Source organism: Acidimicrobiia bacterium, from assembly GCA_041393965.1.
GTDB lineage: Bacteria > Actinomycetota > Acidimicrobiia > Spongiisociales > UBA5794 > UBA5794.
In genome coordinates this window covers 500,107-513,526 of record JAWKJB010000002.1, presented here as the reverse complement: position 1 = coordinate 513,526, position 13,420 = coordinate 500,107, and the positions used below count along the sequence as shown (strand labels likewise).

At 62.9% G+C, this 13,420-nt stretch carries 14 protein-coding genes and 1 tRNA gene; 10 read left to right on the top strand and 5 right to left on the bottom strand.

Going from position 1 to position 13,420, the window contains the following annotated elements; translation table 11 throughout:
- Nucleotides 1–41: 41 nt before the first annotated feature.
- Together R2823_07315 and R2823_07310 are read left to right on the top strand one after the other, a co-directional pair.
- Entirely contained in the window at nt 42–938 is an 897-nt protein-coding gene (locus R2823_07315) for an aminoglycoside phosphotransferase family protein (protein ID MEZ5175997.1), read from the top strand.
- A gap of 58 nt (nt 939–996) precedes the next feature.
- Nucleotides 997–1,200 (top strand): hypothetical protein, encoded by a 204-nt coding sequence (locus R2823_07310; protein ID MEZ5175996.1) that lies wholly within the window; start codon nt 997–999, stop codon nt 1,198–1,200.
- On the opposite strand, the gene R2823_07305 is transcribed toward R2823_07310, so the two are convergent.
- Nucleotides 1,185–2,033, bottom strand: coding sequence for a GNAT family N-acetyltransferase (locus tag R2823_07305; protein ID MEZ5175995.1), 849 nt, complete (start codon nt 2,031–2,033; stop codon nt 1,185–1,187). The genes R2823_07310 and R2823_07305 overlap by 16 nt on opposite strands.
- A gap of 60 nt (nt 2,034–2,093) precedes the next feature.
- Between R2823_07305 and R2823_07300 the strand changes: the two genes are divergently transcribed.
- Nucleotides 2,094–3,053 carry a patatin-like phospholipase family protein gene (locus tag R2823_07300; protein MEZ5175994.1) on the top strand — a complete coding sequence of 320 codons (960 nt, stop codon included), beginning with the start codon at nt 2,094–2,096 and terminating at the stop codon, nt 3,051–3,053.
- Nucleotides 3,054–3,077: 24 nt separating this feature from the next.
- A complete protein-coding gene (locus R2823_07295; protein ID MEZ5175993.1) occupies nt 3,078–3,785 on the top strand; it encodes a hypothetical protein in 708 nt (235 codons plus the stop codon).
- 128 nt (nt 3,786–3,913) lie between these two features.
- Here the strand turns inward: R2823_07295 and R2823_07290 are convergent, their stop codons facing one another.
- Nucleotides 3,914–5,287: a 3-deoxy-7-phosphoheptulonate synthase class II gene (locus R2823_07290; GenBank protein ID MEZ5175992.1), complete on the bottom strand. Its 1,374-nt coding sequence runs from the start codon at nt 5,285–5,287 to the stop codon at nt 3,914–3,916.
- Between the two features lie 247 nt (nt 5,288–5,534).
- Nucleotides 5,535–5,606 (bottom strand) — tRNA-Val (locus tag R2823_07285).
- A 65-nt stretch (nt 5,607–5,671) separates the two neighbouring features.
- Between R2823_07285 and R2823_07280 the strand changes: the two genes are divergently transcribed.
- The 5 genes from R2823_07280 to R2823_07260 all read left to right on the top strand — a co-directional run bounded on the left by R2823_07280 (nt 5,672) and on the right by R2823_07260 (nt 10,488).
- Nucleotides 5,672–6,025 (top strand): metallopeptidase family protein, encoded by a 354-nt coding sequence (locus R2823_07280; GenBank protein ID MEZ5175991.1) that lies wholly within the window; start codon nt 5,672–5,674, stop codon nt 6,023–6,025.
- Between the two features lie 26 nt (nt 6,026–6,051).
- Nucleotides 6,052–7,020, top strand: coding sequence for an alpha/beta hydrolase (locus R2823_07275; GenBank protein ID MEZ5175990.1), 969 nt, complete (start codon nt 6,052–6,054; stop codon nt 7,018–7,020).
- Nucleotides 7,021–7,075: 55 nt separating this feature from the next.
- On the top strand, nt 7,076–7,435 hold the full coding sequence (locus R2823_07270) for a hypothetical protein (protein MEZ5175989.1): 360 nt from the start codon (nt 7,076–7,078) through the stop codon (nt 7,433–7,435).
- A gap of 11 nt (nt 7,436–7,446) precedes the next feature.
- Nucleotides 7,447–9,738: a 1-acyl-sn-glycerol-3-phosphate acyltransferase gene (locus tag R2823_07265; GenBank protein MEZ5175988.1), complete on the top strand. Its 2,292-nt coding sequence runs from the start codon at nt 7,447–7,449 to the stop codon at nt 9,736–9,738.
- A 99-nt stretch (nt 9,739–9,837) separates the two neighbouring features.
- Nucleotides 9,838–10,488 (top strand): hypothetical protein, encoded by a 651-nt coding sequence (locus tag R2823_07260; GenBank protein ID MEZ5175987.1) that lies wholly within the window; start codon nt 9,838–9,840, stop codon nt 10,486–10,488.
- A 28-nt stretch (nt 10,489–10,516) separates the two neighbouring features.
- Here the strand turns inward: R2823_07260 and R2823_07255 are convergent, their stop codons facing one another.
- Both R2823_07255 and R2823_07250 read right to left on the bottom strand, forming a co-directional pair.
- Nucleotides 10,517–11,140, bottom strand: a complete 624-nt coding sequence (locus R2823_07255; GenBank protein MEZ5175986.1) for a NifU family protein — start codon at nt 11,138–11,140, stop codon at nt 10,517–10,519.
- A gap of 28 nt (nt 11,141–11,168) precedes the next feature.
- Nucleotides 11,169–11,465 (bottom strand): hypothetical protein, encoded by a 297-nt coding sequence (locus tag R2823_07250; GenBank protein MEZ5175985.1) that lies wholly within the window; start codon nt 11,463–11,465, stop codon nt 11,169–11,171.
- A 174-nt stretch (nt 11,466–11,639) separates the two neighbouring features.
- On the opposite strand from R2823_07250, the gene R2823_07245 reads away from it, so the two are divergent.
- On the top strand, nt 11,640–13,073 hold the full coding sequence (locus R2823_07245) for a nitronate monooxygenase (GenBank protein ID MEZ5175984.1): 1,434 nt from the start codon (nt 11,640–11,642) through the stop codon (nt 13,071–13,073).
- The last annotated feature ends 347 nt before the right edge of the window (nt 13,074–13,420 follow it).

The window sequence follows — 13,420 nt, the reverse complement described above, 5'->3', positions numbered from 1 at the left end:
TACGGATGTGAACGGCAAGGGTACCCTCGTCCGGCATTGGTGTGTATCGTTCGGGATACGACGACAAGGGTGGGGCAATGGATCCGAAAGCGCTGGCAGAGAAGTTCGCCGAAGGGACGGCGGTCCAGCAGTTGACTTCCCCGACACCCCTCCAGGGCGCAAACCATGTGTTCCGGATCTGGCGTGAACATTCCACCGAGATCCTCAAGATCTATGGTTCCGATTCGCGCCTCCGTCGGGAGATGCATGCGCTCGATGCCTTGTCGGATGTGCCCGGCGTGCCGTTGATCGTCGAACGGGGGGTCGAAGAGGGGATCCACTGGGCGAAGTTCGTCGATGGGGGGAAATGGAACCTCCAAACTCTTCCTGAGAATCCCGGACTGGCAGAGAAGACCGGGGAGATCCTCGCGTCGCTGCACCGAGCTGCGCCTGCCGCCTTTTCGAATCTCGCACGAGGCATCGATCAGGAGTGGATCGCTGTGGATTTCCGTTCGGCGTTGCGTCGCCTCGACCGTTACCGGGCACGGGTCGGTGTCCCCGCCGAGTTGGTATCTGCCGCGACAACGGTGCAGCCTCCCCACGCTGGGACGCCGGTGGTCTCGCACACGGATCCGATCGCGAAGAAGTTCGTCGTTGACGACGCGGGGGGCGTGACCCTTGTGAGCTGGGAATGGGCAACGCTCGCACCGCCCGAGTGGGACCTGTCGCGCGCCGCGTGGTCCGTTGGTATCCACATGGGGCCGGTTGCAGCCGCGGCGGTGCTTCGCGGCTACGGAAAGACCTTCGAGCCTGCCCAGCTCGACCGCTGGATCGTCTACCACGCAGCGCAGGCGCTTGTGCACCTCGCGGAACAGCAGCTCTCGTCGAAACCGACCGATGTTCCCGACAATCTGGTGCCCGAATTCAACCGCGCGGTGCTCGGGGCACTCGGCGAGTAAATACCGGGGATTTTCGCGGTCTGCGCCTACATTGGGTCACCCGATGGAGGGAGAGCCGATGTTGGAGATTGCCCTTGCCGCCGTGTTCGTAACCATCGCGCTCGTCACGGTCGGCAGCCGGGCCGTTCCGTCACCGAACATGGGGAGGGAACCCCAGGTAGCGCTCGTCGGCGACGGAAGCGACCTGCCGTGCCCGTGGTGCCGCGCCCAGACATCAGACGGGGATGTCCACTGCCCGTCGTGCGGTCATCGGTTCGGCTGAACACGCCTCGCCGCGAATTCCCGATTCCTGCGGCGTGGAGTGAACCCGATCCGCTGATACATCGCAACGGCAGCGGCATTCGTCTCGTCGACCCACAGAAAACCCTCGGTGCATCCATGCTCGGCAGCAAGGTGGTTGAGACCCTGCTCGGTGATGGAGCTCCCGATACCCATCCCGGCTTCCTTGGGTCGGACCCCGATCCGATAGATCTCTCCACGACCGTCAGGGTGGACCTTCGTCCAGCAGAAGGCGACGATTGGCCCGTCGGGGGGATGCAACAAGATGCCGTCGGGATCGAACCACGGCTGGGCTGAGAGCTGAGCCATTGCTTGCCGATCGAGGTTCCCGGCCTCGGGATGATCGGCAAACGCAGTGTTGTTGAGATCGATCAGATCATCGAGGTCATCCGCTGCGAACCGCCGAACCGGGAGCACGGCGGATGTCCCCAAGGGGAGATCAACACCCATTTCGACGAGGGACCGAACGGGCAGGTAGCCGGATCGTTCCAGGACGCCATCAAGGCTTGCTCTGGCACTCCACACCGTATGCCGCTCCCCTTCCGGTACCAGATCGACGGTGGCGGTGAGGAGCCGTTCCTCGAACGCTGGGAACTGCATGGAGGGGTGGACCGCCGTTTCGACGGCCCACCGGGTTCCGTTCGGTGCTGAGTGGGCCACGGCGACGCCAAGGCCGCAGATACCATCGTCACCGGCAATCGAAACGAACGACTCCCCACGCTCGAGACCAAACACCTTGGCTTCGCTCAGTGGCTGATACCCCTGAGCCGCGGCAACATCCTCGAGGAAGCTTCGATGGGCAGCATCGGTCGGCACCTGCGCACGATAGGGCCGATGTGCACCGCCACAGGTCCACCAGCCGATATGCTCCCCGTCGTGAGCCGGGTAGGACTTGTCTTGGGAGGTGGCGGCATCACGGGGGCGGCGTTCCACTTCGGAACGCTTCTGTCGATCGGGATGGCCACCGGATGGGAGCCGAACGACAGTGAGGCCCTCATCGGTACCTCTGCTGGCGCCTTCGTAGGTGCCATGGTGCGCGGCGGGCAGCTCAACATGGAGACCTTCACCGGTACGGGAGAGTCAAGGGACGAGATCCATGCCTACCTGAGCGACTACCTCTACACGCGCGGAGCGCCCCGGGGAGCGATCAGGTGGATTCGGCGGGGGCTGATTCCGGCGCTGCGGCGACCGAGCCTCCACGCTGCGGTGGGAAGCCCCGGGATGTTTCGAACCGACGGCTTGCAACGGTGGGTTCGCGATGCCGTCGGTGCTCTCGCTGATGGATGGCCGGACAAGCCGACAGCGATCGTTGCGTATGATGTGCGCGAGCATGTGCGCGTGCCGTTCGGTATGGAGTCAGCGCCCGATGCCACCCTGGTGGAGGCGGTCGCTGCTTCGTCAGCGGTTCCATTCGTGTACGAGCCGGTTCGGATCGGGGATCGCTGGTACGCTGACGGGGGCCTCGCGTCAGGCACCTCTCTCGACCTGATCCTTGCCCATCCTGACCCACTGGACCTCGTGATTGTGATTGCACCGTTTGCTGCGACCGAGCCACGTTCCGGGGGCCGCATGTACGAGGACATCTTCGACCGTGTCGGTCGCAAGGCCCTTGCGGGAGAACTCGCGGTGGTGAGAAGCGAATGGCCCGATACCGAAGTGGTCGTGTTGCGGCCCGACGATGCGGTGCTCGAGTTGTCGCGGCCGAACCCGATGTCGGCCGCCGCCGCGGTTCCGACCTTCATGGCGACGCTGCGGTCGATGCACCGACAGCTCGCTCGTCGATCTGTCTGGCGGGTGCTCGACCAACACCTCAGCGGGTCAACGGCCATGCTGTAACCTCGCAGCGTCTACGATCCCGTCATGCCTGAACCAATCGAAACCGACAGAGGCTCCAATCTTTGGGGCAGCAACGACCGAATCGAGCTGATCGCAACCGTCATCTTGGCGGTCGCGACGATCCTCACCGCCTGGTCTGCCTTCCAGGCCGGGAAGTGGAGCGGTCAGCAGTCCATCAACTTCTCGGAAGCCGGAGCGGCTCGGACCGAGTCGACGCGACACGACACGGCCGGCGGCCAGCTTTCCCAGATCGATGTCGCAATGTACATCGATTGGGTGGCTGCGGTCTTCGACGAGATGGAGGCCGGAACGCTGGTGCTCGACGATGCATCCGAGTATGTGCCACAACGGGGAACCCTGTCGGGCTTCCTGTACTTCCGGTTCCGGGACGAGTTCAAGCCCGCCGTTCAAGCATGGCTCGCAACCGATCCTCTGAACAACACCGACAGCCCATCGTCCCCGTTTGTGATGGACGAGTATGTGGTGGCCGAACGGGTCGAGGCGCAACGCCTCGTCGGGGTTGCCGACGCCAAGGCCGCGGCAGCCCGGCAGTCGAACCAGAACGGAGACAACTATGTCCTCACGATGGTGCTGTTCGCCTCGGTGCTGTTCTTCGCAGGCGTGAGCTCCAAGATCTACAAGCCGCGCAACCGGATGATCGTCGTCGGAATCGGGGCCACCATGCTCGTGGTCGGCGTCATCGTGCTGCTCAGCCTCCCGATCCTCGTCTAGCCGTCGAAGGCCCGTGAACGCGTACCCAGGGTTCCCGTTCAACTGAAAGGTCAACTATGGCCCACGGAATGGTGCGTTCTGTGGACAGGAGAGAACCTTTTTGTTGAACGGGAACCCTGGGTACCAGTTCACTCGTTGGGTCGAGTTGGGAGTCCCCGCAAACCTCGGAGCTGATCCGCGAGGATGAAAGCGAATTCGAGCGCCTGGCTCGCGTTCAGCCTCGGGTCGCAATGCGTGTGATAGCGATCGGCGAGGTTGGCTTCTTCGATCTGGATGGCCCCACCGGTGCATTCCGTCACATTCTGGCCGGTCATCTCGAAGTGGACACCTCCGGGATGCGTTCCGTAGTCGCGGTGGATGGCAAAGAACTGCTCGACTTCCGACACGATACGCTCGAACGGTCTTGTCTTGTACCCGTTGGCTGACACCATCGTGTTGCCGTGCATCGGATCGACTGACCACACGACATCCATGCCCTCGCGTTCGACGGCCTCGATGAGGCCGGGGAGGTGCTCAGCGACTCCATCGGCGCCGTGCCGGGTGATGAGTGTCAGGCGTCCCGGGTCGTTGTCGGGGTCCAGGGTGGCAATCAGGCGAACGAGCTCGTCGGGCGTCAGGCTCGGTCCACATTTGAGGCCGATCGGGTTCTCGACACCTCGCAGGAGCTCGACATGCGCCCCGTCGACCTGCCGGGTGCGGTCCCCGATCCACAGCATGTGGGCAGAGCATGCGTAGTAGTCGCCCGACATCGAATCCACACGGGTCAAGGCTTGCTCGTATCCGGGCAACAACGCCTCGTGGCTCGTGTAGAAGTCGGTTTCGCGAAGCTGTCGAGCCGTGTCGGGCGTCAAGCCGATGGCACGCATGAACGCAAGCGTCTCGTCGAGATCCGAAGCAAGTCGTTCATACCGTGTGAACTGGTCGGTGTCCGTGACGAATTCGAGGTTCCATCGGTGGACCTGTTCGAGGTTCGCCATGCCACCTTGCGCGAACGCTCGTAGCAGATTGAGGGTCAGTGCCGACTGGTGATAGGCCTTGAGGAGGCGGCCGGGGTCAGGCGTTCGGGACGCGGCGTCGAAGGCAATACCATTGATGATGTCCCCGCGGTAGATGGGGAGCGAGACTCCGCCCTGAGTCTCGGAGTCCGCGGTTCTCGGTTTCGCGAACTGACCCGCCATCCGACCCACCTTGACAACCGGAAGGGCAGCGCCATAGGTCAGCACCACCGACATCTGAAGCATGACCTTGAAGGTGTCACGGATCGTGTCGACATGGAACTCGGCGAAAGACTCCGCGCAATCACCCCCTTGAAGCAGGAAAGCCTCACCCCGTGCAACCTTCCGGAGTTGTTCACGAAGACGCCGAGCTTCGCCTGCGAACACCAGCGGAGGCGACGACGCCAGCTCCTTTTCGACACTGTCGAGCGCGTCCCGATCCGGATAGTCGGGTTGTTGGAGCGCAGGTTTCGTGCGCCAGCTGTCAGGCGTCCAGGTCATGGTCACGGCCCAGTCGTTGCGTGCCCACCCTCAGGGATCGGGTGGCGTCTCGAGTGGGATGGTACCCCCACCGGAGTCACGGTCAACTCCGTGCCGAATCATCCGACTCAGTACAGCATCATGCCGCCGATCACCGATGCAATGAGGACCAGCGCGACGAGCGCCACCCCGATGCGCAGGACAACCGCTCGAGACGAGGGTCTCATCACCAACTCACGGGCCCAACGCGGTTTCCACTGGTGCGCGCATCGAGTGGGCGATACTGGGATTGAACCAGTGACCTCTGCAGTGTGAATGCAGCGCTCTCCCGCTGAGCTAATCGCCCCCGTGGGTGGCGCATGGTACCGCGCGAGAGCCGCCAACCGCGAGGGCAGACCCTACGATCCCTCCATGCATATCGACGAGTTCGAGGCAGAGGTCGAAAGGGTGCTCGATTCGCTGCCGGAGTGGGTCATTGACCAGATCGACAACCTCGTCGTCGTCGTTGAGTCTCGGCCTTCGCGTCACCAGAACCCGTCAGGCGAATCGCTTCTCGGACTGTACGAGGGCGTCTCGCTTGCCGAGCGCGGCGTGGATTACTACGCGGTTGCACCAGACCAGATCACGGTGTTCCACCGGCCACATCTCGCCCTCGGGCTGTCCGACGACGACCTCCGCCGAGAGATCCGCACCACGGTCCTCCACGAGCTCGCGCATCATCTCGGTATCGACGACGCACGACTCCACGAACTCGGTTGGGGCTGAACGGGCGCGGCGGTACGCTGGGCGGCGTGCACATCGACCCTGAGCTCTTCACCGACTCGGCTGTCACGGACGAGACCCGAGCCTTCGTCGAGCAGATCCGCGACCGGTTGCTCACCGAACCGCCGCTCGCAAACGCGACCCCCGACCAGGTTCGAGCAGCTCGTCGTGCGGGGGACAGCGTCTTCGGACCGGTGATCCAATATCCCCGAGCGCGCACATTCCGCGTCCCGGGACCAGGCGGCGAGATTCCGCTGCGCGTCATCGACGCGGACGACCCAGCGGGCGTCTATGTCCATATCCACGGGGGTGGGTGGGTGCTCGGAGCTGCCGATCTCAGCGATGTCGGCAACCTCGCGATGATGCACGCCGCAGGGGTCACGGTGGTCTCGATCGACTATCGGCTCGCGCCGGAGCATCCGTATCCAGCGGGTCCAGATGACTGCGTCGCTGCTGCCGAATGGCTGATCGACAACGCGTCGGACGAGTTCGGTACGGATCGCTTGACGATCGGCGGAGAGTCGGCTGGAGCGAACCTTGCCGCCTCCGTTCTCCTCGCGGTCAGAGATCGCACCGGGTTTACCGATTGGCGTGCCGCGAACCTTGTCTACGGGTCGTACTTCCCCCCGGGGACACCATCGGTGAAGAACTGGACCATCCGCGGGTTGGTGCTCGACCCTGCATCGCTCGTTTGGTTCGCGGACCACTACTTCGGATCCTCGGCCACGCTCGCCGACGCCATGGATCCGCATCTGTCCCCGCTGTACGGGGATCTGAGTGACATGCCCCCGGCGTTGTTCACGGTCGGCACCTGGGACCCACTCGTCGATGATTCACTCTTCATGGCTTGCCGGTGGGTCGCTGCGGAAAACAAGGCCGAACTCGCTCTCTATCCCGGGGGAATCCATGCCTTTGATGCGTTTCCCATCCCGATCGCTGCACAAGCACGAGACCGCATGCACGCCTTCATCAAGGACCATAGTTCGGCCCCTCGGTGAGCCACGCCGAAGCGCAGTCGGTACAATGATCGCGCGTCCAGATGAGGGGTCGAAGTTGGAAGATCTGATCAAAGAGATCCGGGACCGAACCGGACTTCCCACCGACAAGGTCGTCGAGGTCGTGACGATCGTCACCGACTTCCTCAAGGAGAACCTCCCAAAGGATCTGATCGACCAAATGACGGCCGCGATGGCCCAAGCAGCAAGCGCCGCTGGCGATTCGGCATCTGCGGCGGGAGGCGCGGCGGCAACGGGCGCGACGGGGGCCCTGTCGGCAGCGGCTGGCATCGCATCGTCGGCCCTGTCGAAGGTGCTGCGTTTCGTCGGAGATGTGCTACCGAAAGGCGCTGAACCCACCGGGGCCGACGAAGCCGCAGTTGACACAGGCTCGACCCCCAACGACGACACTCCTTGATGGTTGGCCGCGTGCCGCGCGCCCCGATGTGGCCGGATGAACCCGGGCCGTATGTGGTCCTGATCGACGCCTCAAGTGATCTGGAGGCATCGATGATCCACCACTATCTCGATGAGATCGAACCTCGCGTGACCGAGCCCATGACCCGGCTCCGGATTCCCCCGTCGCGCAGGCAGCACAAGTTCGGCAGCGTCGACCCAGCCATCAGCGAACGACTCCACCGCGAAGACGATCCACTGTGTGTGCCGCTGCGGGTCGTGTGGCTCGCTGGAGAGCACGAAGGAGTCCGAAGGGTGCGAGTCAAGGATGTCCTTATCCCCGGCGATCCGAGGGATCCGAACATCTTCCTCCAACACTTCATCCACACCCGACACCCAGATCGGATCCGCATCGTGATGGGCGCCCCTGCACGGCGGAGCGTCATCGAGAAGCTCTGGACCGAGCCGAGCGGTCGAACGGTCACCGACGGCACCACCCTTGGGGAGTTCGTCGCGCTCAGAGCATGGTTGGCACTCGAACGAGCCGAACGGAACAAACGAGGGCTTCACTACAAGGTACCGAAGTTCCTCATGGAGGACCTCTTCTGGAGCCGGGCATTCCAGGCGGGTGTGCAGCGCCTTGCTCGATCCGAACGCAAGCCCGAAAAGCGCATGTTCCAGCGCACGAAACGGTATCTCAAGGAGATCGCCGCGCAGCACTCACCGTATGTGATCGACATCGTCAACGGCATCACATCGGCGATGATCGCAACGGCCCACCAGAAGGTGGACTACTCCCCCGCCCGTTTGCACGAGATCTACCAACTCGCAGACGAGAAACCCTTGGTGTTCCTTCCATCCCACAAGTCGAACTTCGATCACCTCGTCTTCCAGCATGTGCTGTATGAGAACGAACTCCCGCTCAACCACACCGCCGGCGGCATCAACATGAACTTCTTCCTGATCGGGCCACTCCTCCGGCGTGCCGGAATCTTCTTCATTCGCCGGGAGTTCAAGCACAACGAGCCGTACAAGTTCGTCCTCAAGCAGTACCTCGACTATCTGCTGGAGAAGCGTTTCGCACTCGAGTGGTACATCGAAGGTGGCCGATCCCGATCCGGCAAACTCCGCGAACCGCGTCTCGGGCTCCTTGCCTATGTCGCCGACTCGTATCAGCGCGGCATCACCGACGATGTCGCCCTCGTACCGGTGTCGATCGCCTACGACCAGATCACCGATGTGGCGGCCTACACGGCCGAACAGCGGGGACACAAGAAGGAGAAGGAGTCCTTTGCATGGGCGGTGAAGTTCATCTCGGGCCTGCGCAGCCGCCACGGCAACATCTATGTTCGGTTCGGTGAACCGCTGCTGCTCTCCGAGCACCTGAACCCGACGCTGGACCTGTCTTCCGACGAGGGCAAGCTCGCCCTTCCCAAACTTGCGTTCGATGTATCGACCAGGATCAACGATGTCACCCCGATCACGCCGATCAGCCTCGTGACGATGGCGCTCCTGTCGGTCGGCAACAAAGGGGTGACCGCGTCGGAGGCGATCGAGATCCTTGAGCCGTTTGTTGCGTTCGTCGAAGATCGAAACCTTCCAACCTCGTCGCCGGTGTCGATGGCGGCTCCAGAACAGGCGAGGGCGGCATTGGAGCAGCTGGTCGTGAACGGGGTCGTCACGCGGACCGATGGTCTCACCCACCGCATCTACAGCATCACCCGCGACCAGCATCTCGCAGCGGCCTACTACCGCAACACGATCATCCACTTCTTCATCCCCGTGGCGATCGCCGAACTGGCGCTTGCACTCGACTTTGCGTTCGGCGAAATGCTCGAGGACTCGATCGTCGCACGGGCACTCGCTCTCAGGGATCTGCTGAAGTTTGAGTTCTTCTTCGCCCCCACCGACGAGTTCGCCAACGAGATCCGAGGCGAGATCAGCCGGTATCGGGTCGGGCAAGCAACGCCAGGTACGCCGGTGCGCGTCGATGTGGATGCGATGAACCCGCCGAAGAGCCCCATCGTCCTACGCCCGTTCCTCGAAGCGTACGGCGTCGTCGCCGAGACGCTTGCCCTTGCGGGCGACCAGAAGCTTGAGCCCACCGAGCTCGCCGCCCGCTGCCTCCTGATGGGTGAGCAGATGTACCGGCACGGGCGGATTCGCAACGCAGAGGCCATCACAACAGCGCTCTATGCCTCTGGTATCCAGCTCGTCGACAATCGGAACCTCCTCGATGCCACGGCCGAGCAGCGAGAGGATTTTCGGGCGGAACTCGAGGCGATCCGGGAAGCTCTCAACTCGATCGATGATCTCAACAGGTGAGAAGTTCGCGACCTTGAGATTCGGCTCAATACGGACCGCTCATTCTCCGATACCATGGGAAGAGGCGGAGGCGCGCTGTGGCGTGCATGGAGAGTTGATGTGACGACGGACCAGATCCGAAAAGCTGGCGTCGAGAACGCTGACGGAACTGACATCGACGCGTCGGTTGCCGAAGCAACGGCGAAGGCAAAACAGATCATTGCCAAGGCTCGCTATGACGCCTTCCGAATGGTGACCGACGCCCGCGACGAGGCCGAGGCGATTCTCGTCGATGCCCGCTCGTCGCTCGCCGACGGTGGAGAGCCGGCCACCGACATCTCGGACCTCGAAGCAAGACATGCTGCCCTCGTCGCCGCCAACGAGGCCCTCTCCGCGGAGCATGACCGGCTCCTCGACCAGGTGGCACGCACTCGCAGTCTCGTCGAACAGCTCGAAAACCGACTTGCACGCATCGCATCGGTCACCGATTCGCCACCACCTCCCGAACGAGGCGATTCGTCGCACTCGACGAATGCGACGGCAGTGAGCCAGACCGAACCGGCTCCGCCACCGCGCAAGGGCCTCACGATGGACTACTCGCCGTCAGTGCCGTCGCCTCGCGCCCCGGAGACGCCGTCGAAGGAAGAAGCGACCGAGGTTGGCTCGTTCTATTCCCGCAGGTCAGCGAAGCTCCCCCGCATCGGCACCGAGGGCGAGCGAAGCGCGCTGAGTGCGATGCGAACGATTCGGGCAGGGCTCGAGGAGGAGTAAATCCGACGAGTCGGAGGCCTGTGCGCCGTCAGGCGTAGAACGGGTTCGTCCCCATCGAATGGTCGGTGACATCCACGACCTGGTCGATCTCGGGTATGGCGTCGAGGATGGCTCGCTCGATGCCTTGGCGAAGCGTCACGGCGGCCAAGCCACATCCCTGGCACCCTCCGCCGAGTTGGAGTTGAGCCACAGATCCTTCGACGGCGATGAGGTGGGCAACACCGCCATGGCTTGCGATGGCAGGATTGATCCGCTCCTCCAAGAGCTGGCGGATCTTCTCCTCGGTCGTTCCCGTGAGCTCGAGGTCTCCGAGCTCTCCGCCGGGGACGCTCGGTGTCGGGACATTCGGGTTCCTCATGACAAGACCGGGCCCCGTGCCGTCCCCGGACAGGTCGAGCACTGCTCCCCGCAGGTTCTCAACCGAGTCGAGGTCGATCGCAACACCGAGCCCGTCGTGCTGTTCCACGATGTCGGTTGATGCGATGTCGTCAGGGCGAAGGAACGAGGTCTCATAGATGAACCCCTGCGCGCCCACACCGGTGATCCGGAGCCCGAGATGCAGATCGGGCAGATCCTCGCCTTCACGCAGCGCGAGGATCTTCTCTCGCGCGGCGTCGGTGATCTCAACGATGGTGGTCGTGGTGTCGCTCATCGGGGCGAGGATAGAACCCGCTCGCGGGTTACTCGGACAAGCGTGATGGAACGGGTCGCAGCGTGTTCGTCGTCAGATCGAGGATCTGTTCGCGGTCACTCGACCGGTCTGCGATCCATCTCGCGAGGGACTCATTCGGAGCCCGCACGATCCACCAGCTGACATCCCGGGTGCCCGATGCCCGCGCTTCCTTCCATACCCGTCGACCGTGCTGGATCGCCTCGGCCTCGGTGTCGTAGGTGCCGAGCACCGTCTCGATGGTGTCCGAGATCGGTTCGCCGGGAACCGGCGCGGGATCACGGAACTCGACAATCTCGAATGCCACGATGAGCCCTCCTTGCGGATCCGCTTCCGAGTGTACCAGTCCCGCCCGATCGGGCGAACAACAGAAGTTTCTCGCACGGCACACAAAACCCGAAACCAGCCATACCCTGCACGAGTCAGAAGCGTGTCGCGTGCAGACAGGTCCGCTTCGTCCGTCTACCAATCGAGAGCCGCCATGACCGCAAGCCTGCCCATCATCATTCAAGGTGGCATGGGCGCGGCTGTCTCGGATTGGCGACTCGCCAACGCTGTGTCGCGTACGGGACAACTCGGTGTTGTCTCCGGGACGGCCCTCGACATCATTTTGGCTCGGCGCCTCCAGATGGGGGACCCCGACGGGCACATGCGGAGAGCCCTCGCATCGTTCCCCGTCCGTGAGATGGCGAAACGGATCATCGACAAGTACTTCATCGATGGCGGAAAGGGTGACAACGAGCCCTTTGTCACCAAGCCCATGATCAGTCACAAGGCGTCTCAGGCAACCAACGAGCTCCTGGTGGCTGCGAATTTCGTGGAGGTGTTCCTCGCAAAGGAGGGCCATGGCAATCCAGTGGGCGTGAACTTCCTTGAGAAGATCCAGGTCCCGACCCTCCCGTCGATCTATGGTGCAATGCTTGCCGGGGTCGACTACATCCTCATGGGTGCTGGCATCCCGAAAGCCATCCCGGGCATTCTCGACCAACTCGCCGAGGGTTTCGATGTAGAGATGCGGATCGATGTGAAGGGCCTCACCGAGAAGGCCGACCCGTTCGTTCGGTTCTCGCCAACCCAGTTCGCGAAAGACCTCGTTGGGAAGCTGCCGCGGCCCCGGTTCCTCGCCATCGTGTCTTCCAACATCCTCGCCAAGATGCTCGCGACGAAGTCATCCGGAGAGGTCGATGGCTTCGTAGTGGAACTCCCCGTCGCCGGAGGACACAATGCTCCGCCGCGCAAGAAGGGCGATTTCAACGAGATCGGGGAACCGATCTACGGCGAAAGGGACGAAGTCGATCTCGATGCGATCGCCGAGCTGGGCAAACCCTTCTGGCTCGCCGGAGGCTATGCCGAGCCACATCAGGTCAAGAGTGCGATCGAAGCGGGTGCTGTCGGGGTTCAGGTCGGGACCGCGTTCGCCTACTGCAATGAGTCCGGGTTCACGCGAGATGTCAAAGACCAGGTGATCCGTCAATCTCGGGAGCACGATGTCAAGGTGTACACCGATCCCGTGGCGTCGCCGACGGGATTCCCCTTCAAGGTTGTCGAGCTCTTACAGACCTTGTCCAACCCGGTGCTGTACGAGCAACGAGACCGAATCTGCGACCTTGGCTATCTGCGGCACGCCTACGAACGACCCAACGGGACCATCGGGTGGCGTTGCCCATCCGAACCGGTCGATGAATACCTCGAGAAGGGTGGAGAGCTTGCTGACACGGTCGGACGGAAGTGCCTGTGCAACTCACTGCTCGCCAATGTGGGGCTCCCCCAGGTCACGCCGACAGGCCGAACCGAGGAGATGCTCGTCACCTCAGGGGATGATGCTGCCTTCGTCGCCCGGTTCGCCCCCGATGGCTCGACCGAGTACTCGGCACAACAGGTGATCGACTACCTGATGAGCGACCTCCGCGTCTGAACTCGGCGTGACGCGCGACGCGTCCGGTGTTGTGGTGGGCGATACTGGATTTGAACCAGTGACCCCTGCCGTGTCGAGGCAGAACGATCGCTGCGATGTGGCTCAGCGATGCACCATGCAGTAGCCCATTTCCCGTTAGTTACCATGGGCTGGAGGCGCGTAGGGTCCATCGGTGCTCTTCGTAGCATTTCGGTGGGTATGAGCGTGTCTTGCGGACACCTTCAGATTCATACACGACCATTGGGCGAGGCCGAACGACGGTGTGCCGGTTCCAGCCGCCATTCCCCACGCTCCCTGTTAGACGAAGTACAACGGCGACTCTACCAGCCGGTCCACGCCCCGTTAGG